The following is a 24,365-nucleotide window of genomic DNA, read 5'->3' on the forward strand; positions in this document are numbered from 1 at the left end:
CCGCGCGTGGACGTGATGCTCACCCTGTCCGGCATCTTCCGCGATCTTCTGCCCTTGCAGACGCGGATGCTGGCCGAGGCCTGCTGGCTCGCCGCATCGGCTGATGAGCCGCTCGACATGAATTTCGTGCGCAAGCATGCGCTGGCGCATATGGCAGCGAACAATTGCGACCTCGAGACGGCAGCGCTCCGCGTGTTCAGCAATGCCGATGGCGCTTATGGCTCCAACGTCAACATGCTGATCGACAGCGGGCGCTGGGAAGATGAGGACGAGCTGGGCGACATGTTCGCCAAGCGCAAGTCCTTCGCCCATGGCCGCCATGGTCAGGTGGCGCAGCAGTCACAGCTGATGGCCTCCGTGCTGTCGGGCGTCGACCTTGCCTATCAGAATCTGGAGTCGGTCGAGCTGGGTGTGACGACCGTCGACCATTATTTCGACTCGCTTGGCGGCATCAGCCGTGCGGCGGAGAAGCAGCGTGGGTCTGCCGTGCCCGTATATATCGGTGACCAGACGCGCGGCGCTGGCGTGGTGCGCACGCTGGCTGACCAGGTGGCGCTCGAGAGCCGCACGCGCGTGCTGAACCCCAAGTGGTACGAGGGCATGTTGAAGCATGGGCATGAGGGCGTGCGCCATATCGAATGCCATCTGACCAACACGGTCGGCTGGTCCGCCACGACCGGACAGGTGGCACCCTGGGTCTATCAGCAGTTCAGCGAGACCTATGTGCTGGACGAGACGATGCGCGACAGGCTCGCAGCACTGAACCCGAAGGCCGCCGTGAAGGTGGTGAACCGTCTGCTGGAAGCGCAACGGCGTGAATTCTGGTCTCCCGACGCGGAGACACTGGCAGCGCTGCAGCGCGCCGGGGAAGAACTTGAAGACAGGCTCGAAGGCATTGGAGTTGAGGTAGCGGCATGACACTGGTTATTGATAAGAAGCCCAAGCCGCGCATCAATCCGCGCGAAGATGGTGATGGAAGCGTTCAGGTTCATCTTGATCCGGCCACATCGATCGGCACCGCCAAGGTGTTCTCGGTCTATGGCAAGGGAGGGATCGGCAAGAGCACGACCTCCTCCAACCTCTCGGTCGCCTTCTCAAAGCTTGGAAAGCGCGTGCTGCAGATCGGCTGCGATCCGAAGCATGACTCGACCTTCACGCTCACCAAGAGCCTTGTGCCGACGGTCATCGACATTCTGGAGCAGGTGGACTTCCATTCGGAAGAGCTGCGGCCTGAGGACTTCGTGTTCCAAGGCTACAATGGCGTGATGTGCGTCGAGGCCGGCGGCCCGCCCGCAGGGACAGGCTGCGGCGGCTATGTGGTGGGCCAGACGGTGAAGCTGCTGAAGGAGCATCACCTGCTGGAAGACACCGACGTCGTGATCTTCGACGTGCTGGGCGACGTGGTGTGCGGCGGCTTCGCCTCTCCCCTGCAGCATGCGGACCGTGCGCTGATCGTGACGGCCAATGACTTCGACTCGATCTTCGCGATGAACCGCATCGTGGCGGCCATCAATGCCAAGGCCAAGAACTATGGCGTGCGGGTGGGTGGCGTGATTGCCAACCGCTCCAAGGACACCGACCAGATCGACCGCTTCGCGGAGGCCACGGGCCTGAAGCGCATCGCACATCTCCCCGATGTCGACGCGATCCGTCTGAGCCGCCTCAAGAAGTCGACGCTGTTCGAGATGCCGTCTTCTCCGGAAGTGGACCATGTGCAGAAGGAATACATGCGGCTGGCGGCCCAGCTGTGGACCGGGGGCGAGCCCTGCGAGGCGCGCTCCATGAAGGACCGCGACATCTTCGACTTCCTGGGGTTTGACTGATGAGCGACAGCTACCTCGAGCGCCGCGAAGAGATCGAAACCTATTTCGACAAGACGGCCGCGACCACCTGGCAGAAGCTGACCTCCGACGCGCCGGTGAGCGGCATCCGCGCCACGGTGCGCGCGGGGCGTGACCGGATGCGGGCGACGCTGCTCTCCTTCCTGCCCGCTGACCTGCGCGGTGCGCGCGTGCTCGATGCCGGTTGCGGCACGGGGGCATTGGCCGTCGAGGCGGCCAAGCGCGGGGCGGATGTGACGGCGGTCGACATTTCCCCCACACTCATTGGCATCGCGCGCGAGCGGCTGCCGGAGAAGCTGGGATCGGGCCGCATCCATTTCGTGGCGGGCGACATGCTGGACAAGAAGCATGGCAAGTTCGACCATGTGGTGGCGATGGACTCCCTCATCCACTACAGCCTGCCCGACATGGTGGGCATGCTGGTGCGGCTGTCCGACATGAGCCTCAACGGCATTCACTTCACCTATGCACCCAAGACGCCCGCTCTCGCCGCCATGCATGTGGTGGGCAAATTGTTTCCGCGCAGCGACCGCTCACCGCGCATCGTGCCGCATGCGACGTCTGCCCTCTACAGGCGGATCTCGCGCGATGAGGCGCTGCACGACTGGTCACTCGGGCGCAATGCCCGCGTCTCCAGCGGCTTCTACATTTCCCATGCGCAGGAGCTGAAGCGCGCATGAGGACAGTCAACCAGGCAATCGTCAAGGGCTGGCAGGCGCTGGGACCGCGCTTCCTGCCCTTTGCCGATGCCGCGACCAAGGATCTTCCCCTTGGCCGCCTGTTGCGCCTGTCGCTGTTCCAGGTCTCCGTCGGCATGGCGATCGTGCTGCTGACGGGCACGCTGAACCGCGTGATGATCGTGGAACTCGGCGTGCCTGCCTGGCTCGTCGGCCTGATGGTGTCGCTGCCCATCGTCTTCGCACCCTTCCGGGCGCTGATCGGCTTCAAGTCCGACACGCACAAATCCGTGCTGGGCTGGCGGCGCGTGCCTTATATCTGGTTCGGCACCATGATGCAGTTCGGCGGCTTCGCCATCCTGCCCTTCGCCCTCCTCGTGCTGACCGGCAACGGCCATGGCTCCGCCGTGTGGGGCGAGATCGGTGCCGCGCTTTCCTTCCTGCTGGTGGGTGCGGGTATCCACACCACGCAGACGGCGGGACTGGCGCTGGCCAATGACCTCGCCTCGCCTGAGACGCGGCCGCGCGTGGTGGCGCTGCTCTATGTGATGCTGCTGCTTGGCATGGTGGTGAGCGCCCTCGTCTTCGGCACGCTGCTGCATGACTTCAGCGCGGTCGAACTCATCCAGATCATCCAGGCGGTGGCGGTGATCACCGTTCTGCTCAATGGCATCGCCATGTGGAAGCAGGAAGCGCGCAACCCGCAGCTGACCCACCCCGATGCGCCACGCGTAACCTTTGCGGATGCATGGAAAACCTTCAGCCAGGCTGGCCGGGCCAAGCGCCTGCTGGTGGCCGTGGGACTCGGCACGGCTGCCTTCAGCATGCAGGACATATTGCTCGAGCCCTTCGGCGGACAGGTCTTCGGCATGAGTGTCGGCCAGACCACATGGCTCACCGCCACGCTGGCAGCCGGAACCCTGGCCGGTTTTGCCTTCGCGGCACGGCAACTGGGCCGGGGCGGCGACCCCTATCGCATTGCATCGCTCGGCATTCTCGCCGGCATCGCGGCCTTCGGCGCCATCATCTTCGCACCGCTGCTCGACATGCCGTCGCTGTTCCAGACGGGATCCTTCTTCATCGGGCTGGGTGGCGGTCTGTTCTCCGTCGGCATGCTGACAGCGGCGATGGACCTGGCCTCCAGCGGCTCCGGCAGCATGAGCGGCTTTGCGCTCGGCGCATGGGGCGGCGTTCAGGCGACGGCCGCCGGTGTGGCCATCGGCGTGAGCGGCGTGCTGCGCGACACGGTTTCGGCACTGGCCGGGCAAGGCGCGCTGGGCGAAGCCTTCTCCGGCCCCGCCGCGGGATATGTCGTCGTCTACCAGATCGAGATCGTTCTTTTGTTCGCAACCCTTGCCGTGATCGGGCCGATGGTCCGCTCCGGCAGCAACCGCAACGCCGCAAGACAGCCGGGCTTTGGCCTGGCTCACTATCCGGGCTGACCCTCGAGGAGAAACACCATGTCTGCAGCCTTTACCCAATACATCGATGTGGCACAGGTGGTGCTCTACCTGTTCTGGGCCTTCCTGGCGGGGGTGCTGATCTACCTGCACCGCGAAGACAAGCGCGAGGGCTACCCGCTCGAGAACGAGCGCTCGGCCCATATCACGGTGCAAGGCTGGCCGGCGGTGCCGGCTCCGAAGGAATATCTCCTCGCCGACGGTTCCAAGGTCTATGCGCCGCGCGCTGAGCCCTATGATGCACGTCCCGTGAAGGCCACCCCGATCGGCCCGTGGCCGGGCGCACCTCTGGAGCCCGATGGCGATCCGATGGTCGATGGCGTTGGCCCTGCAGCTTACGCCGAGCGCCTGGATATTCCGGATGCCGCGATCAACGGCACGCCGAAGCTCGTTCCGCTGCGCAAGGCCGAGGGCTGGCACATTGAGGAGCGCGATCCCGACCCGCGCGGCATGCCGGTGATCGGCGCCGACGGCAAGCAGGGTGGCACGGTGAAGGATGTGTGGGTCGACATCGGCGAATACATCATGCGCTACCTCGAGGTCGAGGTGACGGACAAGCAGGGCAACACCCGCAACGTGCTGCTGCCCACCACGCTGTCGCGCATCTGGGCGTCACGCAACCGCGTCGAGGTGAAGTCGATCACGTCCAAGCAGTTCATGAAGGTGCCGGGCCTGCGCAACCCCGACGTGGTGACCAGGCTCGAGGAAGACAAGATCTGCGCCTTCTATGCGGGCGGCCACCTCTATGCGACGCCTGAGCGCGCGGAGCCGCTCGTATGAGCGCGCACCACGACGATTTCGACTTCGAGCCGGTGCGCGGGCTGCCGCAGGTGCTGCCGAAGGGCGAGCGCATGCTGTGGCAGGGTGCACCGCGCTGGCAGGACCTGGCCGTGCACGCCTTCCATGCGCGCAAGGCCATCTGGTACTTCGCCGCACTGGCGCTGGCCCAGGCTGCCTACCGTTACGCCGATGACCAGACCCTTGCTGAAGCGGTGAGCCCCTTCCAGTGGATGATGGTGTTGGGCCTGATCGTGGCCGGGATGCTCACCGGGCTCGCCTATCTCTCCGCACGCACCACCGTCTACACGGTCACCAACAAGCGGCTGGTGATGCGCATCGGCATGGCATTGCCGGTGACGATCAACCTGCCCTTCTCCCAGATCGACGGCGCATCGCTGCGCCTCTTTGCCAATGGCTCGGGCGACATTCCGCTGAAGGTGACCCACAAGGAGCGCGTGGCCTATCTGTTGCTGTGGCCCCATGCCCGGCCCTTCCACGTCTCGCACCCGCAGCCCTGCCTGCGCTGCATCGCCAATGCCGACCAGGTGGCGGGCCTTGTGGCCTCGGCGCTGGCCGGCACCGCGACCCCCGCCTTAAGCGAGGCGGCCGCACCCACCCGGCAGACGGCCACGCAGCAACCGGTGGCGGCCTGAGCCATGGCAAGCGCTCCCGCCCGCAGCCACGTTCCGCCGCTTCCGCTGGCCCTGAGCTTCGGCATGGCCCTGCTGGCGCTTGTGCTGGTGGCCGGTGCCCGCGTGACGGGATATTCGCCCGAGCAGACGCTGCCGGGCGCCACGGTTGTCGATAGCCGTCTCCTGCGTTTCGAGCAGGCAGCCGACGGCCGCGTGACCGTGATCGACAGCACCACGGGAGAGGCCATTTCGGCCACCGCCCCGGGTGCGGAAGGCTTCCTCAAGGGTGCGCTGCGCGGGCTCTCACGCATGCGCATGTCGGATGAGAGTGCGCGCACGGCGGACTACCGCCTCGAGCGCCTGTCCAACGGACAATTGCTGTTGATCGACACCGCAACCGGTGTGAAGCTGGACCTCAATGCCTATGGCCGCGGCAACGCGGCAGTCTTTGCTGCATTCCTCGAACCGACAGGAGACCAGAGCTGATGCTGAATCCCTTCGCTTCCGCCACCCGCGAGGATGTGATGTGCACCGTTCGCGTGGTGAACACCTTCGAGAACCTCGCCGCCCATGTCGAACTGGATGACGGCGTGACCGTGGAACCCGGCGACGAGGTGCTGGTCCACGGCAAGCCCATCATCGTGCCCTTTGGCGAAAGCGCCATCGAGCGGCGCAAGGCCACCATCACCCGGGCCACCTGGCTCGAGCGCAAGTGGACGAAGATGACGGGCGATCTTGAATTCATGGAACTACTGGAATTCAGCTTTTCGGGGGAGGAGCTCTCATGACCATCGAAACACTCGGAATCAGGTCCGCGGACACGCTCGCCAAGGCACAGGAATCCACCGTGCTGAGCCCGCGCTTCTACACCACCGACTTCAAAGCGCTGGACAAGCTGGACGTGACGCCCGTGCGCAAGGAATGGGACGCGCTCATCGCCGAGCTGCAGTCCGACCCCAACAAGTCCCACTTCAAGCGTAACGAAGAATGGGACAAGATGGACCTGGCCGACCTGCCGGAAGGCCTGCGCAAGGAGTTCGTCGATTTCCTCGTCAGCTCGCTGACCGCGGAATTCTCCGGCTGCGTGCTCTATTCCGAAATGCGCAAGCGCGGCTCGAACCCCGACATCTGCGAATTGTTCCGCCTGATGGCGCGCGACGAGGGACGCCATGCCGGTTTCATCAACGACACGCTGAAGGACTTCAACATCGGCGTCGATCTTGGCTTCCTGACCAAGACCAAGAAATACACCTTCTTCAAGCCCAAGTTCATCTTCTACGCGACCTACCTGTCGGAGAAGATCGGCTATGCGCGCTACATCACCATCTTCCGGCACCTGCAGGCCCATCCGGAGCGGCGCATCCACCCGATCTTCAAGTGGTTCGAGAAGTGGTGCAACGACGAGTTCCGCCATGGCGAAGCCTTCGCGCTGCTCATGCGGGCGCACCCGGAACTGCTCTCCGGCGTCAACAAGCTGTGGGTGAAGTTCTTCCTGCTCGCCGTGTTCGCCACCATGTATGTGCGCGACCACCAGCGGCCGCATTTCCATGAGGCACTCGGCATCGAGCCGACGGAATATGGCTACAAGGTCTTCAAGATCACCTCGGAAATCTCCCGCCAGGTGTTCCCGCTCGAGCTCGACATCGACAACCCGGCCTTCTTCGCGGGCCTCGAGAAATTGCGCAAAATCAATGACCGCAATGGCGAATGGCAGAAGAAGGGTGGGATGACAGCGAAACTGGGCAAGGCCTGGACGAGCGCCGCGGCAGGTTTCACCTTCCTGAAGCTCTACATGCTGCCGTCCAAGGCCAACGACCTGCCGGGCCAGGTCCGGCTGGCCCCGACATGGTGACCGGCCACTGATGGATTACGCCCTTCCCATCGCCTATGCGCTATGTCTCTGGTGGTTCTCGACCGGGCTGATCTTCTATCTCGATCAGCTGCCGGTCCGGACCTTCCGCTGGAGCATGGCGGGGGCGACAGCGCTGCTGGCGGCTTCCCTTTACGTCATCTGGAGTGGCGGGGCGGATACCTCGCTGTGGGGCGTCTATGCGGCCTTCACGGCGGGCGTCATCGCCTGGGGCTGGCAGGAAATCAGCCTCTACACCGGCTTCGTGACGGGACCGCGCAAGCACCGCTGTGCGGAAGGCTGCACCGGCTGGCGGCATTTTGGCCATGCGATCGGCGTCAACCTCTGGCACGAGCTGGCGATCATCGGCGTGGCCGCCGTGATTGCCGCGCTCAGCTGGGGCAACGAAAACCAGTGGGGCTTGTGGTCCTACCTGCTGCTCTGGGTCATGCACCTCAGCGCGCGGCTGAACGTCTTCCTTGGCGTGCGCAATGTGAGCGAGGAATTCGTGCCCGCCCATATGGAGGTGCTGAAAAGCTTCCTGACCCGCAAGCCCATGAACCTGCTGTTCCCCGTCTCCGTAACGGGCGGCACCATCGGCGCGGTGCTGCTGTTCCAGCAGGCCTCGTCGGCCAGCGATCCTGCGGCGGTGGCGGGCTTCTCCCTGCTGGCGGCACTGGCCAGCCTGGCGGTGGTGGAGCACTGGCTTCTCATGCTGCCGCTGCCCGTCGAAAAGCTGTTCCGCTGGAGCCTGCCAGGACGGCGGGACGCGGCGAAATCGCGCAAGTCCAATACGCCCCGTTTTGACTATACAGCCCTGAAAACGAACCTGACGCCATGACTCCTTATGAAATGACAAGGGGCGGCAGAGAGCCCTCCGGAGAGGACCAGATGGACTACGAACATTTCTTCAAGTCGGAACTCGACTTGCTGCGCAATGAAGGCCGCTACCGGGTCTTCGCCGACCTCGAGCGCAAGGCGGGCCAGTTCCCGCGCGCCACCCACCACGGGGCGGGCGGACGCGAAATCACCGTCTGGTGTTCCAACGACTATCTGGGCATGGGCCAGAACCCCAAGGTGCTGGCCGCCATGCACGAGGCCCTGGACCGCTGTGGCGCGGGTGCCGGCGGCACGCGCAACATCTCCGGCACCAACCATTACCATGTGGAGCTCGAGCGCGAACTCGCCGACCTCCATGGCAAGGAAGGGGCCCTGCTCTTCACCTCCGGCTATGTGTCCAACTGGGCCGCACTTGGCACGCTGGCGAGCTGCATTCCGAACTGCGTCGTGTTTTCGGATGCGGGCAACCATGCCTCGATGATCGAGGGCATCCGCCACAGCCGGGCGGAACGGCACATCTTCAAGCACAATGACCTGGCCGATCTCGAGCGGCTGCTGAAGGCGGCGGACCCGTCGCGGCCCAAGCTGATCGCCTTTGAATCCGTCTATTCGATGGATGGCGACATCGGGCCGATCAAGGAGATCTGCGACCTGGCCGACAAGTACAATGCCATGACCTATCTCGACGAGGTTCATGCGGTGGGCATGTATGGCCCGCGCGGCGGCGGCATTGCCGAACGCGAAGGGCTGATGGACCGCATTACCGTGATCGAGGGCACGCTGGGCAAGGCCTTTGGCGTGGTCGGCGGCTACATCACGGGCTCAGCCGCCCTGTGCGACTTCGTGAGGAGCTTCGCCTCTGGCTTCATCTTCACCACCGCCCTTCCCCCGGCGGTGGCCGCAGGGGCTGCGGCCTCGATCCGCCACCTCAAGGCCAGCGAGATGGAGCGCATGCGCCACAAGGAGCGCGTGGCCAAGCTGCGCCGCAAACTCGACGCGGCGGGTGTTCCCTACAAGGCCAATGACAGCCACATCGTTCCGGTGATGGTGGGCGACGCCAAGAAGTGCAAGTGGATCAGCGACATATTGCTGGAACAGCATGGGATTTACATCCAACCCATCAACTACCCCACCGTGCCGCGCGGCACGGAAAGGTTGCGCATCACACCAACACCGCTCCATAGCGATGCCGACATGGACCACCTCGTCTCGGCATTGTCAGAGCTGTGGTCGCAATGCGCCTTGGCGCGTGCCGTTGCCTGAAGTGATCTTCCGTGGCCCCCGTCCGTAATGGATCATCATGATAGGGGCACGGTCGATGACAAACTGGATAGTTCTGTGGATCGTTGCGGCGGTCATCTTTCTTGCCATTGACCTGATATGGCTGGGATGGCTGGGGCGTGGCATCTATCAGTCAGAGATCGGCCCCCTTCTCCGCCAGCCGTTCAACTTGCCGGCTGCGGGGGCGTTCTACCTGCTCTATGTCACCGGGCTGATGATCATGGTGATCTGGCCAGCCTTCCAGGCGCAGTCGGTTTCTCAAGCCTTGCTGCGCGGGGCGCTTCTGGGCCTCATTGCCTATGGCACTTATGACCTGACGAACCTTGCCGTGATGAAGGGTTTCACCACGAAGATCGCCATCATTGACATGATTTGGGGCACAATCCTTACAGGCGCGGTGGCAAGTCTCACCGTTCTGCTCGGAACAAAACTCCTGTCGAGATAACGTCAGCCGAGCTGGTCGAAGGTTTCCAGCGCCCGCGCGGCGTAAACAGCACCTGGCCCACCCGCCATCTCGACGGAGACGGCCAGCATCTCGGCAAGCTCCTCGCGCGAGGCGCCATGCTTCTTTGCGGCCGCAACGTGATAGACGATGCAATCATCGCAGCCCTTGGCCACCGCGATCGCCACCGCCGTCAGTTCCTTGATCGCGGGAGAGATCTTTCCCTCCCGCGTTGCGGCCACGGTCAGGCCGTTGAAGGCCATCATCGTCTGTTTCTCGGCCTTGAACAGCCCCATGAGGCGGGCGTTCACGGCATCGAGCTTCTGCTTGGCGTCTGACATGTGAATCTCCAGTTCTAGAAAAAGGCCTTGCCGTTCTCTTTCGAGAAGGCGTGCCACTTGGAGCGGTTGACGGTCATGTAGCAGGTCTGGCCTTCCACGCCCTCGAACTCGGTCGAGGTCTTCACCCGCACGCGGCAATCATCAAGGTCGACGTCGATGATCATGTCGCCGCCCAGAAGCTCGGTCACGAAGATCTTGCCGGTGATGTGGTCATCCGACGGCTTGGTCATGGAGATCGACAGCGCATCGGGTCTAACGCCCACGCGCAGTGCGTCCTGGCGCGCGCCAGACGCGATGATCCGCTGCTGCTCATCATTGACGGCGATCGCAAAGTTGGGATGGACGAAATGCGTGCGCCCTGCCCGGTCCTCGATCTTCGCATCCATGAAGTTCATCGCCGGCTCGCCCACGAAGCCTGCAACCCAGGCGTTGACCGGCTTGTTGTAAACCTCGCGCGGGCTGCCCAGCTGCTGCAGCTCGCCGTCATGCATCACGGCGATGGTGTCTGCCATCGACATGGCCTCAAGCTGGTCGTGCGTCACGTAGATCATGGTGGTGCCCAGCGTGCGCTGCAGATGCTTGATCTCGCCGCGCATGTGGGCGCGGAGCTTGGCGTCGAGATGCGCGATCGGCTCGTCGAAGAGGAACAGGTTCGGCTCACGCACAATGGCGCGGCCGATGGCGACGCGCTGCTTCTGGCCGCCCGAGAGCTCCTGCGGGCGGCGCTCCAGCAGATGGCTGATTTCCAGCAGCTTTGCCGCCGACGTCACCCGCTCCTTGATCACGGAAGCGCCCTGGCCACGCAGTTTCAAGGGGTTTGCCATGTTTTCGAATACGCTCTTGTGCGGGTAGAGCGCGTAGTTCTCGAACACCATGGCCACGTCGCGGTCCTTTGGCGGCAGGGTGTTGATGGGCTTCTCGTCGAACAGGATCTCACCCGAGGTAATGTGCTCGAGGCCCGCCACCATGCGCATGGTCGAGGACTTGCCGCAGCCCGAGGGGCCGAGGATCGAGAGGAATGAGCCATCCGGACACTCGATGTTGAGGTCCTTCACGGCAGACACATTGCCGTACTTCTTCCAGACGTTGCGGAACGAAACTTTCGCCATTGTGAGCTCCTGCTATTCCTTGACCGCGCCCATGGTGAGGCCGGTGACGAGATATTTTCTGATGATGAGGCCGAGGAACATCATGGGAAGTGCGGTAACGACACCGGCTGCCATGATCTGCCCCCACTGGATGTTCTGCGGCTGAACCAGCTCGCGCGTGGCGGCGGGCAGCGTCTTGGCGCCGCCGGAACCGATGATCGCTGCGAACAGATAGTCGTTCCAGGCGAAGAGGATACACAGCACGATGAAGGCGCCGATGCCGGGGGCGACCAGCGGAAGGATGGCACGCAGCGCCTGGAAGCGCGTGGCGCCATCCACCATCTGCGCCTCCTCGATGGCATAGGGCACGTTGTCGAAGAAGCCCTTCAGGATCCAGATGGCGAAAGGCAGGTTGAAGGTGGTGTAGGCGAGGATGAGGCCCGGCAGCGTGCCCACCAGGTTCAGCTCGCGGAAGATCCAGTAGAGCGGCACGAGCACCGCCACCACCGGCGCCATGCGCGTGGAGATGATCCAGAAGAACAGGTCGCTCTTGCCGCGGAACTCGATGCGGGAGAGCGAATAGGCGCACATTGAGCCCAGCACAACGGACACCACAGCGGATCCTCCCGCCGCAACGAGCGAGTTGAACAGGTAGGTGGAGAAGCCCAGGTTGGCGAAGAGTTCATAGTAATGCTTGGTGGTCGGCGTGAAGTTGAAGAACACCGTCACGCCGGCCCAGTCGCCCACCTCTGGAATCTGGAAGGCCTCCAGCAGGTCCTTGAAGGACGACATGAACATGATGAAGATCGGCAGGACCGTCCACACCATGTAGAAGGCGATGAACACCACCGAGAACCACTTGAACACCTTTGAGGGCCAGCCCTCGTATTGGATGACTTCGCGGGATGCCATGACTTAAACCTTCTTGGGCTGCTGGCGGTCGAAGATGCGGACCAGCAACATGCCGAGGATGATGGTGACGATGAGCAGGATGAGTGCAATCGCGGCACCCCGCCCGAGCTTGAAGAACTTGAACGACACCTCGAAGAGGTAGACGGGCAGGATCTTCGTCGAATTGCCGGGGCCGCCGCCAGTGAGCACCAGAATGGAGTCGATGAAGCGGAAATTATCCATGAAGCGCAGCATGATGGCGATGAGCAGCACAGGGTAGAGGTTGGGCAGCGTCACCGACACGAAGTTGCGCAAGGGCGAGGCGCCGTCCACCATGTTGGCTTCGAGCTGGTCCTGCGGCACGCGCTTGAGGCCCGCCAGCGTGATGAGGGTGATGAGCGGCGTCCACTGCCAGACGTCCACCAGCACGAGGCCGAGCATGGCCGTGTCGGCGCTGGCGAGGATCGATTTGGCCCCCAGGATGCCGAGGCTCTGGAACAGCCAGTGATACCAGCCGAAGGTGCCGTTATAGAGGAAGTACCACACCATGCCGGCCACCAGCGGGGCCACCATCATGGGCATGAGCAGCGTGGTGACAAGCACCTTTTCCCAGCGCGAGCCATTGAGCGCCACGGCAAGGAACACGCCGATGATGAGCTGCAGTGTAAGGCACATGACGCTGTATTGAATGAGCAGCCACCAGCCCATCAGGAATCGCGTGTCGCTGAAGAGCTTGGTGAAGTTCTCGAAATTGTTCCACTCGACCTTGCCGATGTCCACGTCGTGCAAGCTCATGTAGATCATCCAGAAGAACGGATAGATCGAGATGAAGGCCAGCACGACGATGGCGGGCATCATCAGCCAGAAGTAATATGCCTTGGATGCGGCAGGGTTGATCGACGGCGGATCAGCCGCGACATAGGAAACTGGCTTCGATTCGACGCTGTCGGGAATCTGCCGGACGCGGAACAGTTCGGTTCCGCCTGCAAGGCCTTTCGGCCGGTCGATCGTGGTGCTGGAATTGGACATGGGTTCCCCTGCGAGCAGCATCGCATTTTGATACCGGCGGCCTTTCGGCCGCCGGTACGTTTGCAGTTGCGGTTGAGCCTCAGCCCGCCCCGTTCAGCTCGTCGAGCTGGGTCTGGATCGACTTCGCGGCCTCTTCCGGAGACTGCTCGTTCGACAGGCACTTCTGCACTTCCGCGGCGAGGATCGAGTGATACTCGTTGCCGTTGGGGATCTTGGGGCCCAGCACGAAGTTCGGGTCCTTGATGCCGAAGTTGTAGACGGGGTCGAAGGTCAGCGCGTTCGGCATGTTGGTCGGACGCTGCTGGGCCTTCTTGACGTCTTCGCGTTCCAGCACGGACTTGCGGGTCGGCGTGCCGCCGAGGCCCTTGAGCACGTTGTACTGGTTTTCCTGGGACACAGACCAGATCGCGAAGATGTAGGCCGCGCGCTTCAGGTCGTCGGAGGCATTGCCGTTGATGCCGATGCCGCCGATGCCGCAGTTCGTGCCGTTCACCGCTTCGCCGCCGTTCTTGATCCACTTGGGATCGCCCTTCGGGCAGGGAGCGTAGGCCGTCTTGCCGCCAGCCGCGCGAGAGGTCTTCTCGTCTTCGATCGACGCGGCGAACTCGTGATACTGCGTCTGCATCGCGATGTTGCCGGACTGATAGACGGTGTTGAGCTCGAGCGTGCCGTTGGCCAGGTTGTCCGGGTGGCAGACGTCCGCCAGTTCCTTGAACTTGCCAAGCATGGCGATCGAGGACTCATCGCCCCAGTTCGTCTTGCCCGGCTCCTTGGAGCCATAGACGTCGTCGATGTTCCAGTCCATCCACCGGCCGTTGGCGAAGAGGAAGCGCTGGATGTCAAGCTGGGTCGTCCATGCGAAGGAACCCTGGTGCTGGGCGTAGCCATAGGGCACGTCCTTGCCAGCTTCCTTGGCCTTCTTGAAGAAGGCCGCCATGTCGATCACGTTCTGCCAGGTCGAGTCCTTGTTGAACTCGAGGCGATAGCCGTATTCGGCTTCGAAGTCCTTGGAGTTCGCCTCGAACAGGTCCTGACGGTAGAAGGTACAGGCGATCGCCGCGTCATAGGGCAGCGCGATGATCTTGCCCTTCTCGTAGAAGCGTCCGCAGGCGGAGAGGAAGTTGGGGAACCAGGCTTCGTCGCCATAGCCCTCAGGGTCCTGCGGCAGGGTCTCGTCGCCGAACATCGGCGTCATGTCGGCGTAGAAGTCGGCGAAGGGCGAGCCGATCGGCTTGTCCTGCACGTAGTTGAGGACGTAGTCGGCCTTGCCGCCGCGGAGGTCGATGCCGACCTTCTGCTGCACGACCGGAAGGTCGTCCGTCAGAATGGTCACTTCGATGCCGGTCTTGTCCGTGAAGGCCTGGATATTGTCACGAATGGCGAAGGACGGCGGGGTGTTTTCCGACATGAAGACGAGCTTCGAGCCGGCATACTGCTTCCACTTTGCGTCCTCAGACGAGGCCGCCTGCACCTTGCTGCGCGTGACGGTGGAGCTGAGGCCCAGCGTCATGCCGCCCACGCCGAGGGCGGAGGCTGCGCCACCACCCAGTTCGAGGAACTTGCGGCGGTTGATGCGCTGATAGACTGCATTTTTCGGAATCGAAAACATGCGCGTTTTCTCCCATGATGATTATCATTGTCTTGAGTTGCCGGCAGGACATGCGGGCAGCGCTTGCCGCGCTTGCGCCTCCTGCCGATGGTCTTCAGGCTTGCCTGCGAATATGCCTCCTTTCTCAGGCCACAATTCCGGCCCTCAAGAGCGTTCGTTCATGCACCCGCGACGTGGGCCTTGATCAGGTTGTTCACATCGCTGGCTTTTTCCATGAAGACCATGTGCCCGGCGCCCTCCAGCACATGCACTTTGGCGCCCGGCAGGTTCGCTGCGTGGGCGGAAGGGATGATTTCGTCCAGCTTGCCCCAGATCACCAGGGTCGGGGGCAGCTTGCCGGCAAGCGCCTGGCCCGGAGCATCGGCCTGCTTGCCGCCGCCAAAGAGAGCGGCCGCGAGCGACTTGAGGAGCGGCTCGACGCCGTCCAGACGCTTGAACTTCAACACGTCGTCAACCAGCTGGCGGCTCACCAGGCTCTTGTCGGCGAACAGTTTCTCCAGCACCGGCTTCAGGTCCTTGCGGCCCTGGGCGGCAACATATTCGTCGACGTAGCTGCCGATGTCAGAGCCCAAGCCCGCCGAGCAGATGAGCGTCAGGGACTTCACCTTCTCCGGATGCTCCGCCGCCATCTGCATGGCGATGGCGCCGCCCATGGAATGGCCCACCAGATGCGCCTTGCCAATGCCGAGCTTGTCCATGAAGGCCGCCAGGGCGTTCTTCATCGCACCAAGGCCCGGCTTGTCGAGCTTCTTGGAAGACTGGCCGTGGCCCGGCAGGTCGAGGGCATAGACAGTTGCCTTCTCACCCAGCGCGTCGATGTTGAACAGCCAGTTGTCGAGGTCACCGCCGAAGCCGTGGATCAGGATGATCGTCTCGGCGCCGTCGCCGCGCTTGGCATAGCGGAGGTTGCCCGCCGCCGTGTCCGCGAACTCAAACTTCGGGCCCTGGTCCTCCTCGCCCTCATCCGCCGCGGGCGCCACATAGGCTGCGACGAATGCGTCGATCTCGGAGTCGGGAACCGCAGCGTCGGCGATGACGCCGAGCAGCGTCTTCACCGGGTACATGGTGTCGGCCTGGCCGACGCGCCGTCTCAGCACGCCGGCCTCATGCGCTTCGACGGATCCCGCGATCTTGTCGGTTTCGACCTCGAGGATCGCGTCACCGACATTGATCTTCGAGCCATCTTCCAACAGCCAGCCCGTCACCTTTCCCTCCTTCATGGAGAGGCCCCACTTGGGCATGACGATCGGCACGATACGGGTATCTGTCATATTTACTTCCTCACTTGATTACTGGCAGCAGCTCAATGCGCCATCGATCGGTTCACGGCCTTGGCAATCGCGTCGGCCGAGGGGATGTAGAGGTCCTCGAGCACCGGGGAGAACGGCACGGGCGTATGCGGCGCCGTCACCATCTGGATCGGGCCCTTCAGCGCCTTGAAGCACTCCTGCGAGATCATCGAGGAGACATCCGACGCGATCGAGCAACGCGGGTTGGCTTCGTCGACGCAGACGACGTGGCCGGTGCGCTCGGCCGAGTCGATCACCGTATCCCAGTCGATGGGAGACAGCGTGCGCAGGTCGATCACCTCGCACTCCACACCCTGCTTGGCCAATGTGGCCGCGGCATCCATGGCGCGGTGCACCATCATGCCGTAGGTCACGATGGTGGCATGCTTGCCGTCACGCACGACGTTCGCCTCGCCGAAGGGAATGGCATAGGACTCAGCGGGCACGTCGGTCTCGAGGCCGTAGAGGTTCTTGTGCTCGCAGAAGATCACGGGATCATTGTCACGGATCGACTGGATCAAGAGGCCCTTGGCATCATAGGCGTTGGACGGGCACACCACCTTGAGGCCGGGGATGTGCACGAAGAGCGGCGTCAGCATCTGGCTGTGCTGGGCGGCGGCGCGGAAGCCGGCACCCACCATGGCGCGGATGACGACGGGCGTTTCCGCCTTGCCGCCGAACATGTACTTGAACTTGGCGGCCTGGTTGAAGATCTGGTCGAAGCAGACGCCCATGAAGTCAAGGAACATCAGTTCCGCCACAGGGCGCATGCCGCAGGCGGCCGCGCCGATGGCCGCGCCGATATAGGCCGACTCGGAGAGCGGCGTGTCGAGCAGCTTGCCCTTGTGCTTGGCATGCAGGCCCTTGGTGACGCCAAGAACGCCGCCCCATGCATCTTCTTCACCTTCACCGCCCGCACCGCCGACGATGTCTTCACCCATCACGATCACATTCGGATCGCGGGCCATTTCCTGGTCGAGCGCCTCGTTGATCGCCTGGCGCATGCTGATCTTGCGTGCCATGTGTTATCTCTCCTTCAGATCAGTAGCTGTTATAGACATCGGTGAGCAGGTCGGCGGCCGTCGGCAGCGGGGCTGCCTTGGCCGAGGCCACTGCATCCTGGATCTGCGCAACGATCTCGCGGTCGATCGCGTCCAGTTCGCCGCGGCCGATGACGCCGGCTTCGGTGACGCGCTGCGAGAACATCTTGATGCAGTCCTTGTTGACGCGGATGTCCTCAAGCTCGCCCTTGGCGCGGTAGGTCTGCTGGTCGCCCTCGAAGTGGCCGAACATGCGGATCATCTTGCACTCGAGAAGAGCCGGTCCGCCGCCTTCACGCGCGCGCTTGATGATTTCGCCAGCGGCTTCGTAGACCGCGAAGAAGTCGAGGCCGTCCACGGTGACGCCCGGCAGGCCGAAGCCCGCGGCGCGGTCGACGTAGGAGTCGACGGCGACGGCGTAGTCGCGCGAGGTCGATTCCGCATAGCCGTTGTTTTCAACGACGAAGATCGCGGGCAGGTTCCACACGGCCGCCAGGTTAAGGCTCTCGAGGAATGTGCCCTGGTTCGAGGCGCCATCGCCCACGAAGCAGATCGCCACGGCGCCATCGCCGCGGTACTTGGCGGCCAGTGCCGCGCCGCAGACGAGCGGTGCGCCGGCACCCAAGATGCCGTTGGCGCCCATCATGCCCTTGGACAGGTCGGCGATGTGCATCGAGCCGCCCTTGCCGCGGCAGGAGCCCGTCGACTTGCCATAGATTTCCGCCATCATCTCCTTGGGGTCCACGCCCTTGGCGATGCAGTGGCCGTGGCCGCGGTGGGTCGAGGCGATCCGGTCCTTGTCCTCGAGATGCATCATGATGCCGGTGCCGGCGCCCTCTTCACCCGCATAGAGGTGAACGAAGCCGGGAATATCGCCCTTGGCGAAGTCCGCGTGGAGGCGTTCCTCAAACTCGCGGATGGTCCGCATTGTGCGGTAGGCCTTCAGCAGGCCCGGCTTATCCAGCGGGAAAATTCCCGCCGTGCTGTTTGGAGCAGTCATCAATGTCCTCCCATGGGTTTAGAGTTTTCTTTGTTCATGCCGCGGCGCCGGGTTTGGACCGCATCAGTCCGTGGCGGGATGCATATTGCATGCAGCCACTGACGTTCACGGTGCGGAACGCGTCGGGCACCAGCTCGATCGTCACGTCGTCGTCGCGCGTGAAGGATAACTCGCGCTCGCCATCGAGCGCAATTGAACCGTCCGTGATCGACGGACGGTATTTGACGTTGGGCTTCATCGGCGCGAAGTCGCGGATGCCGATGCCCCGCATGTAGCCTGGCGCGATGGGGGTATCGAGAATGATGTTCGCCTCGTCCTCAGGCGCCAGGCGCACATGCAGGCCGCCGGGGGCGAGCCGGGTCACCGGCGTCAGCAACCCGGCGATAGCCGACATGCCAATCACTTCCGGGTCGGCGAAGGTCACAAAGAGTTCGCGGAAGGTCTCAGTGCGCCACAGGGCCCGCGCGCCGATGTAGCGCTCGGTCACCACGGCCACGTCCACGAGTGCAATCTCTTCCTGGTCGTTCACCCGCACCACGATTTTCTTGTTGGGCAGGAACGCCTCATTGGGCGGCACCTTGCCGGTCACGGCAAGGCCCACGGCCAGGCCGGTGATGGTGGGTTCGCGGTGCTCGGGGAATGCGTTGTTCGTGCCGGTCGAGATGCCGGCGATGGGAACGTCGCCACAGGTCGTCACCACCGCACGGTGTGTGCCGTCGCCGCCCAGCACCACGATTGCGGCCACGCCCTTTTCCTTCATCAGGCGGGCACCCTTCAGCGTGTCATCAACCGTGCCCGAAATCTTGTAGTCGAGATATTCGAGCTTGGGGAAATGCTTCAGCCCCTGGTTCTCAGCCCGGTCGATACCGCGGCGCACATGGTGCCGGATACCGCCGTTCTCCGGCATCATGTAGACGTGGTCCACCCCGCAGGCCTTCACGCAGGACAGGATGCGCAGCACGATATTCGCCCGGTCGGTGATCTGCAGCGCCGTGGCATTGGCGATCACCCGGCGGATGTCACGCGCAGAGACGGGGTTTGCAATGATGCCGATGGCGTTGACCATTTGAGACCTTGAATAAATACGCACTACTTGGTTGTTCGTATGATAAGCAAGCCACGTGCCAATTCGCTCATGCAACAAGAAACTCGGCGTTCCCGAGAAAAGCAGCGCAGCAAATATCTTGTGCAACTGCGAGATCGTCAGGCAGCAGCCGCTACACCTGTGGCACGCCGCGCCACAGCTGTGGCGCCACGCCGCGCTATGTGGCGCGCGGGCGCAGCGTGACGCCCAGACGCCTCATGCGGCGGTGCAGCGTGGTGCGGTCGATTCCGAGAAGCCGTGCGGCAGCAGAGACGTTCCATTGCGCATCGGCCAATTGCTGGCGCAGCACGGCGGCCTCGTCGCCCAGCTCGGCAGTCGGCAATTCCACGTTCCCGGGCATTGCCTCGCGGGAGCGGGTGAACACCTGGTCCGGCAGATCATCAATGCCGATTTCAGGATCGCTCGCCACGGCGCAGGCAAAATCGATCACGTTGACGAGTTCGCGGATATTGCCCGGCCAGTGATAGGCCGAGAGCACGCCCAGCGACTGTGCCGAGAGGCTGCGGGCCGTGCCATCGGCATAGGGCCGCTTTTCGAGAAGCTGTGTCACGATCCAGCCGAGGTCAGACCGGTCACGCAGCGCGGGCAGCGCGATGGTGGCGCCGTTCAGGCGGAAATAGAGATCTTCGCGGAACTTCCCCTGCCGGACGAGGTCAAGCAGGTCACGGTGGGTGGCGGCGATCACGCGCATGTCGACGGCGGTAGGACGCGCGCCGCCAATGGGTGTGACCTCGCGCTCCGCCAGAACGCGCAGCAGCCTCGTCTGGGAGGCGAGCGGCATGTCGCCGATCTCATCGAGGAACAGTGTGCCGCCATGCGCCTCGCGCACCAGGCCCCTCTTGCCCTTGTCGAGCGCGCCGGTGAAAGAGCCCGCCTCATAACCGAACAATTCGCTCTCGATCAGATTTTCAGGCAGTGCCGCGCAGTTGACGGGAATGAAGGCGCCCTTGGCCCGCACACTGGACTGGTGGATGGCCTTAGCGAGATATTCCTTACCCGTGCCCGTCTCGCCGCTCACCAGGATGCTCATGTTGGTGTTGAGCAGCCGCGCGAGCTTCTTCAGATTCTTCTGGATCGCGGCATCATCACCAGCGACGGACTTCAAGGCGGGGTGGAGCTTGTTGTCCTCTTCCGCCCTTGCCGAGGGCAGCACGCGGATGGTTTTGGGCGGCACCACCTGGATGAAGAGGTTCCGTCCCGACGATCGCAGCCTTACAACATTCCTTTCGATCGAGTGAGACGCCACAAATCGGGTGAGGCTGTCGATCTCGCAGTCGAAAGCGTCGCTGATCGGCCGCCCGATAAACATGGCAGTGTTCCGCCAGTCCGTCGCGAACTCCTCGGCGAGCAGGCGAGCGCCAAGATTGTTGAACCCCGTGATGTTGCCGGAGGAATCAAGAACCAGCACATATTCCGTATCGACTTCCGCCAGGGCGCGGTTGGAGGTCAGCTTGACGATCCAGTTCCGCGAGCAAGACCTTATGAGGTTTGCGGCTTCGATCCTGTGGGCGAAGTTCTTGACCATCTGCAGTGCCAGGAACTGGCTCGATTTCTCCTCCGGCGAGGTCAGCGCCGCAACATCCAGCACCGCGGCAAGCTTGCCTGCCGCGTCGAAGATCGGCGCAGCCGTGCAGGTGAGCGGAATGTGCGTGGCATCGAAATGATCGCTCTTGTGGACCACCAGGGCTTCACCCGTCGCGATGGCCGTACCCACCCCATTGGTGCCGGCCAGCGTTTCACTCCAATCGAAGCCATGGTGCAGCCCAGCCGAACGCGCCTTTTCCGAAACGGCAGAGTCACCGATATAGTCAAGGGTAATCCCGTTTTGGTCTGTGAGCAGAAGCAGATAGCCAAGCCCCGAAATCTGGCTGTACAGCGCCTCGACGCCGAAGCGCGCGGTGCGCAGCAGTTCCTCCATCGCCTCACGGTGCTCGCGCAGGCGGCCATCCTCCACGATCACGGCAGGGCGCAGCACGGTGGGGTCCAGCTTGTGGCCGTCAATGCAGCGCCGCCAGGAATTGGTGATGAGTTCATCCCGCGCCGTGGGCCGGCCTTCGGCCACACGGATCAGTTCGTTGATGTGTTCGATCTGCGGCGACGAGATGGGCTTGTCCTCCCGGATGCAAAAAAGATATCAAGCCGTTGCGATTCTCTTGTCAAGCATCGCAACGGACGAGCGCGCCTTTAGTGCGCCGCAACATGAATTCAGACGCTTCGCTGCTGCGTTGCATCGTGGCACGAGAACTGCATATTGATTATCAACATACTGCGATTTGCTTCGCAGTTGCAAAAAATCGAGAGGGAGTGACAGCAATGGATCTGGGTCTCAAGGGTTTGAACGTTCTGGTCACCGGCGGCACGAAGGGCATCGGGCGGCGGGCCGCCGACATGTTCGCCGCAGAGGGCGCCAATGTCGCGATCTGCGCGCGCAACGCGGAGGAGGTGCAGAGCACCGTCGCCGGGCTGAAGGCCCAGGGCGTCACGGCCTTTGGCCAGGCAGTCGATGTGGGCAACAAGGCCGCCCTTGAAGCCTGGGTCGCTGACAGCGCCAAGGCGCTGGGCGGCATCGACATCGTGGTCGCCAATGTCTCGGCACTCGCCGCGGCGGAGGATACCGAGGCCTCCTGGCAGGCGCAGTTCGACATCGACATGATGCACACGGTCCGCACCGTGAACGCCTCGATGGCCCACCTCGAAACGTCGAAGTGGCCGTCGATCGTCATCGTCTCCTCGGTGTCGGGCCGTGAGATCGACTTCACCTCGCCCGCCTATGGTGCCTTCAAGGCGGCGCTGATCCATTATGCCCATGGCCTGGCCCACAAGCTGGCGCCCAAGCGCATCCGCGTGAACTCCGTCTCACCCGGCAACGTCTATTTCAAGGACGGCATCTGGGAATACATCGAGAAGAACATGCCGGACCTGTTCAACCAGGCCCTGGCCCTGAACCCCACGGGCCGCATGGCAACCGCCGAGGAAATCGGCAAGGGCATCGTCTTCCTCGCCAGCCCGGCGTCCAGCTTCACCATGGGCACCAACCTGGTGATCGACGGCGCCTTGACCAAGGGCGTCCAACTCTAAACGCGGGAGGCTGACATGGCGGCGAACAGGACGATCCAACTGTCGGACGGCGCGGTACTGAATGCCATCGAGGCGGGTAGCGGCCAGCCGCTGGTCATGATCCCTGGCTGGTCCCAGTCGGCGGCGGAATATGGCCGCAACATCGAGGAGCTGGCCAAGACCCGCCATGTCATCGCGCTGGATATGCGCAGCCATGGCGAAAGCTCCAACGCAGCGACGGGCCACCGCATCCAGCGCCTCGCCAAGGACCTGCGCGAGGTGCTGGAGGCCCTGGGGCTCGACCGCGCCGACGTGCTTGGCCACTCCATGGGCAGTTCCATCATCTGGAGCTACCTCGACATGTACGGAGAGGACCGCCTGCGCCGCCTGGTCATCGTCGATCAGGCGCCGATGGTGGCCGCCCTTCCCGGCTGGGACGAGGCGACGAAGAAACAATACGGCTGCCTGCTGCCTGACGTGCAGTCGGTTGCGGGCTTCGCGGACGTCGTGCGCGCCACCGGCAGTGTCGATGGCACCATGGGCATCCTCAAGGGCATGTTCACCGCCGCCATGCCGGAGGCGGACCTGCGCTGGATCGCCACCGAGAACCTGAAGATGCCGCGCGCCGCCGCAGCCGACCTGCTGTTCGACCACTGCCTCAACGACTGGCGCGACGTGATCGCGGCAACCCGCCTGCCGTCGCTCGTCGTCGGTGGGCGCAAGAGCATCTTCTCGGCGGAATCGCAGGAGTGGATCGCCTCCGTCAACCCCAACGCCAAGGCCTCGATCTTCGAGGAGCATGAGGGCGGTGGACACTTCATGTTCTTCGAGAACCCGCGGCGCTTCAACGCCGAGGTCTCGGCCTTCCTTTCATCATAACCTGAACCGGAGAAACCATGGCGCTCACCCGCATGATTGTCGAAATCGGCATGGGAACGGACCTTACCGGGGCCGATTATACCAAGGCTGCGATCCGCGCCCTCAAGGACGCGCTCTGGCACAACTCCCTCACCATCGCCAATGCTGTGGGGCTCACCCCCCATGACATGCACGTGAAGGTTCTGGTGGGCGTGCCAAGGCCCGATCTGGTGGACAAGGCCGCAGTGGCAGCGACCCTGCCCTATGGCAAGTCCACGGTTGAGGTCATCGAGGGCGGCCTCGAAATCATGAACGATGAAGGAACCAATCTGACGCTGATGGCAAATGCCGCAGCGATCGTTTACCTCGACATGCCGGAGAAGAAATAATGGCCCTGAAGCGCATCATCCTCGAAATGGGCCATGGCAACGACATGCATGGCGGCGACTACACCAAGGCGGCGCTCCGCGCCGTGCAGGACTGCATTCACCACTCCTCGCTGCCGTTCCTGCGGACACTGTCCATCCCGCCAGCAGAGATGCAGATCGAGGTGACGATTGGTGTTCAGCAGCCGGACAAGGTCGACAAGGCGGCAGTCGCCGCGAGCCTGCCGCACGGCCAGGTGACGGTGAAAGTCGTCAAGGGCGGCCTCGACATCCCCGATGAGGAACGCGGCGGCGTTTCCGTGATCGCCATGGCAGGTGTGGCGGTTCGACTTGATCTCGATGAGCGGCTTGGGCTTTCCTAATCACGTCCGGCTTGACGCCCGCAAGATCAATCGCTTGAGCGGCGGGCTGTCGATTGAGATCACTGGAATATCTGCACTCCATTCTTCCCGTGACTCCAGCTTTCGCTGGCATGACGGTGAGAATTGGGAAGTGATGTCAACTGACCATCTGTAACTCTAGAGGTCACCGCGCAACGCTTAAAGCGATTGGCCTTCGTGCCTGTCGATCTTGGTCGGATTGGCAGAACCCGAAGCTTCGAGAATGACAGACATAGGGACCTCGTGGTGGGCCCACCAGGACTGCGAATAGCGGCACTTTCCCAATGAAACCGCCTAGGTTTGGGGAAATTGGGGGCTTTGATATCTTTGGAGGTTTCGTAACCGCTCCCCAAACCTTTTCTCGCTTTCATAGCCCCCAGATTGCCAATCGCAGCAACAGTCTTTTCGTGGCTCCACGGCTCGGACTTGCTCCCGGCTCACTCCGATCCTACGCTTCCGCAATCAGAAACCTTCTCTGCAAAAGAGAAAA

26 protein-coding genes are annotated in these 24,365 nt (G+C 63.0%); 16 read left to right on the plus strand and 10 right to left on the minus strand.

The genetic code is table 11. The features are described 5' to 3' along the window. The 12 genes from ACILRA_RS04480 to ACILRA_RS04535 all read left to right on the plus strand — a co-directional run. Window positions 1-918 (plus strand): cobaltochelatase subunit CobN (locus ACILRA_RS04480; RefSeq protein WP_395660891.1); only part of this gene is annotated, 918 nt, incomplete at its 5' end. Beyond that, a complete protein-coding gene (bchL, locus tag ACILRA_RS04485; RefSeq protein WP_395660892.1) occupies window positions 915-1,823 on the plus strand; it encodes a ferredoxin:protochlorophyllide reductase (ATP-dependent) iron-sulfur ATP-binding protein in 909 nt (302 codons plus the stop codon). The genes ACILRA_RS04480 and bchL, both read left to right, overlap by 4 nt. Continuing rightward, on the plus strand, window positions 1,823-2,521 hold the full coding sequence (gene bchM, locus ACILRA_RS04490) for a magnesium protoporphyrin IX methyltransferase (protein WP_395660893.1): 699 nt from the start codon (window positions 1,823-1,825) through the stop codon (window positions 2,519-2,521). Before bchL ends, bchM begins: the two co-directional genes overlap by 1 nt. Beyond that, window positions 2,518-3,960: a BCD family MFS transporter gene (locus ACILRA_RS04495; RefSeq protein ID WP_395660894.1), complete on the plus strand. Its 1,443-nt coding sequence runs from the start codon at window positions 2,518-2,520 to the stop codon at window positions 3,958-3,960. Before bchM ends, ACILRA_RS04495 begins: the two co-directional genes overlap by 4 nt. Before the next feature lie 18 nt (window positions 3,961-3,978). Next, complete coding sequence (gene puhA / locus ACILRA_RS04500) at window positions 3,979-4,758, plus strand: photosynthetic reaction center subunit H (RefSeq protein WP_395660895.1); 780 nt, start codon at window positions 3,979-3,981, stop codon at window positions 4,756-4,758. Further along, window positions 4,755-5,411: a photosynthetic complex putative assembly protein PuhB gene (puhB, locus tag ACILRA_RS04505; RefSeq protein ID WP_395660896.1), complete on the plus strand. Its 657-nt coding sequence runs from the start codon at window positions 4,755-4,757 to the stop codon at window positions 5,409-5,411. The genes puhA and puhB overlap by 4 nt, the downstream gene beginning before the upstream one ends. Before the next feature lie 3 nt (window positions 5,412-5,414). Next, entirely contained in the window at window positions 5,415-5,876 is a 462-nt protein-coding gene (gene puhC, locus ACILRA_RS04510; protein WP_395660897.1) for a photosynthetic complex assembly protein PuhC, read from the plus strand. Beyond that, a complete protein-coding gene (locus ACILRA_RS04515) occupies window positions 5,876-6,178 on the plus strand; it encodes a hypothetical protein (protein WP_395660898.1) in 303 nt (100 codons plus the stop codon). Before puhC ends, ACILRA_RS04515 begins: the two co-directional genes overlap by 1 nt. Further along, a complete protein-coding gene (gene acsF / locus ACILRA_RS04520) occupies window positions 6,175-7,242 on the plus strand; it encodes a magnesium-protoporphyrin IX monomethyl ester (oxidative) cyclase (protein ID WP_395660899.1) in 1,068 nt (355 codons plus the stop codon). The genes ACILRA_RS04515 and acsF overlap by 4 nt, the downstream gene beginning before the upstream one ends. A gap of 10 nt (window positions 7,243-7,252) precedes the next feature. Then, window positions 7,253-8,080, plus strand: a complete 828-nt coding sequence (gene puhE / locus ACILRA_RS04525; RefSeq protein ID WP_395660900.1) for a putative photosynthetic complex assembly protein PuhE — start codon at window positions 7,253-7,255, stop codon at window positions 8,078-8,080. A gap of 50 nt (window positions 8,081-8,130) precedes the next feature. Next, a complete protein-coding gene (gene hemA, locus ACILRA_RS04530) occupies window positions 8,131-9,342 on the plus strand; it encodes a 5-aminolevulinate synthase (protein ID WP_395660901.1) in 1,212 nt (403 codons plus the stop codon). 55 nt (window positions 9,343-9,397) lie between these two features. After that, entirely contained in the window at window positions 9,398-9,805 is a 408-nt protein-coding gene (locus tag ACILRA_RS04535; protein ID WP_395660902.1) for a DUF2177 family protein, read from the plus strand. 2 nt (window positions 9,806-9,807) lie between these two features. Here the strand turns inward: ACILRA_RS04535 and ACILRA_RS04540 are convergent, their stop codons facing one another. The 10 genes from ACILRA_RS04540 to ACILRA_RS04585 all read right to left on the minus strand — a co-directional run bounded on the left by ACILRA_RS04540 (window position 9,808) and on the right by ACILRA_RS04585 (window position 21,256). After that, complete coding sequence (locus tag ACILRA_RS04540; protein WP_395660903.1) at window positions 9,808-10,143, minus strand: carboxymuconolactone decarboxylase family protein; 336 nt, start codon at window positions 10,141-10,143, stop codon at window positions 9,808-9,810. Window positions 10,144-10,157: 14 nt separating this feature from the next. Continuing rightward, entirely contained in the window at window positions 10,158-11,252 is a 1,095-nt protein-coding gene (locus tag ACILRA_RS04545) for an ABC transporter ATP-binding protein (protein WP_395660904.1), read from the minus strand. A gap of 12 nt (window positions 11,253-11,264) precedes the next feature. Beyond that, window positions 11,265-12,143 (minus strand): carbohydrate ABC transporter permease, encoded by an 879-nt coding sequence (locus tag ACILRA_RS04550; RefSeq protein WP_395660905.1) that lies wholly within the window; start codon window positions 12,141-12,143, stop codon window positions 11,265-11,267. A gap of 3 nt (window positions 12,144-12,146) precedes the next feature. After that, the gene (locus tag ACILRA_RS04555; protein ID WP_395660906.1) at window positions 12,147-13,151 is read right to left on the minus strand and encodes a carbohydrate ABC transporter permease; all 1,005 of its coding nucleotides are present in this window, start codon (window positions 13,149-13,151) and stop codon (window positions 12,147-12,149) included. A 79-nt stretch (window positions 13,152-13,230) separates the two neighbouring features. Beyond that, window positions 13,231-14,760, minus strand: a complete 1,530-nt coding sequence (locus ACILRA_RS04560) for an extracellular solute-binding protein (RefSeq protein WP_395660907.1) — start codon at window positions 14,758-14,760, stop codon at window positions 13,231-13,233. Between the two features lie 158 nt (window positions 14,761-14,918). After that, entirely contained in the window at window positions 14,919-16,031 is a 1,113-nt protein-coding gene (locus tag ACILRA_RS04565; protein ID WP_395660908.1) for an acetoin dehydrogenase dihydrolipoyllysine-residue acetyltransferase subunit, read from the minus strand. Window positions 16,032-16,063: 32 nt separating this feature from the next. After that, window positions 16,064-17,071 carry an alpha-ketoacid dehydrogenase subunit beta gene (locus tag ACILRA_RS04570; RefSeq protein WP_395660909.1) on the minus strand — a complete coding sequence of 336 codons (1,008 nt, stop codon included), beginning with the start codon at window positions 17,069-17,071 and terminating at the stop codon, window positions 16,064-16,066. Between the two features lie 19 nt (window positions 17,072-17,090). Then, window positions 17,091-18,089: a thiamine pyrophosphate-dependent dehydrogenase E1 component subunit alpha gene (locus tag ACILRA_RS04575; RefSeq protein ID WP_395660910.1), complete on the minus strand. Its 999-nt coding sequence runs from the start codon at window positions 18,087-18,089 to the stop codon at window positions 17,091-17,093. A 34-nt stretch (window positions 18,090-18,123) separates the two neighbouring features. After that, window positions 18,124-19,155, minus strand: coding sequence for an ATP-NAD kinase family protein (locus tag ACILRA_RS04580; protein ID WP_395660911.1), 1,032 nt, complete (start codon window positions 19,153-19,155; stop codon window positions 18,124-18,126). A gap of 196 nt (window positions 19,156-19,351) precedes the next feature. Beyond that, window positions 19,352-21,256, minus strand: a complete 1,905-nt coding sequence (locus tag ACILRA_RS04585) for a sigma-54-dependent Fis family transcriptional regulator (protein ID WP_395660912.1) — start codon at window positions 21,254-21,256, stop codon at window positions 19,352-19,354. Window positions 21,257-21,507: 251 nt separating this feature from the next. On the opposite strand from ACILRA_RS04585, the gene ACILRA_RS04590 reads away from it, so the two are divergent. The 4 genes from ACILRA_RS04590 to ACILRA_RS04605 are packed head-to-tail and all read left to right on the plus strand — an operon-like array spanning window position 21,508 to window position 23,857. After that, window positions 21,508-22,272, plus strand: coding sequence for an SDR family NAD(P)-dependent oxidoreductase (locus ACILRA_RS04590; RefSeq protein ID WP_395660913.1), 765 nt, complete (start codon window positions 21,508-21,510; stop codon window positions 22,270-22,272). A 15-nt stretch (window positions 22,273-22,287) separates the two neighbouring features. Beyond that, window positions 22,288-23,130, plus strand: a complete 843-nt coding sequence (locus ACILRA_RS04595; protein WP_395660914.1) for an alpha/beta fold hydrolase — start codon at window positions 22,288-22,290, stop codon at window positions 23,128-23,130. Window positions 23,131-23,147: 17 nt separating this feature from the next. Continuing rightward, a complete protein-coding gene (locus ACILRA_RS04600) occupies window positions 23,148-23,498 on the plus strand; it encodes a Lin0512 family protein (protein ID WP_395660915.1) in 351 nt (116 codons plus the stop codon). Then, on the plus strand, window positions 23,498-23,857 hold the full coding sequence (locus ACILRA_RS04605) for a Lin0512 family protein (RefSeq protein WP_395660916.1): 360 nt from the start codon (window positions 23,498-23,500) through the stop codon (window positions 23,855-23,857). The genes ACILRA_RS04600 and ACILRA_RS04605 overlap by 1 nt, the downstream gene beginning before the upstream one ends. Window positions 23,858-24,365 lie beyond the last annotated feature (508 nt).

Source organism: Aestuariivirga sp., assembly GCF_044239095.1.
Classification (GTDB): Bacteria; Pseudomonadota; Alphaproteobacteria; order Rhizobiales; family Aestuariivirgaceae; genus Aestuariivirga.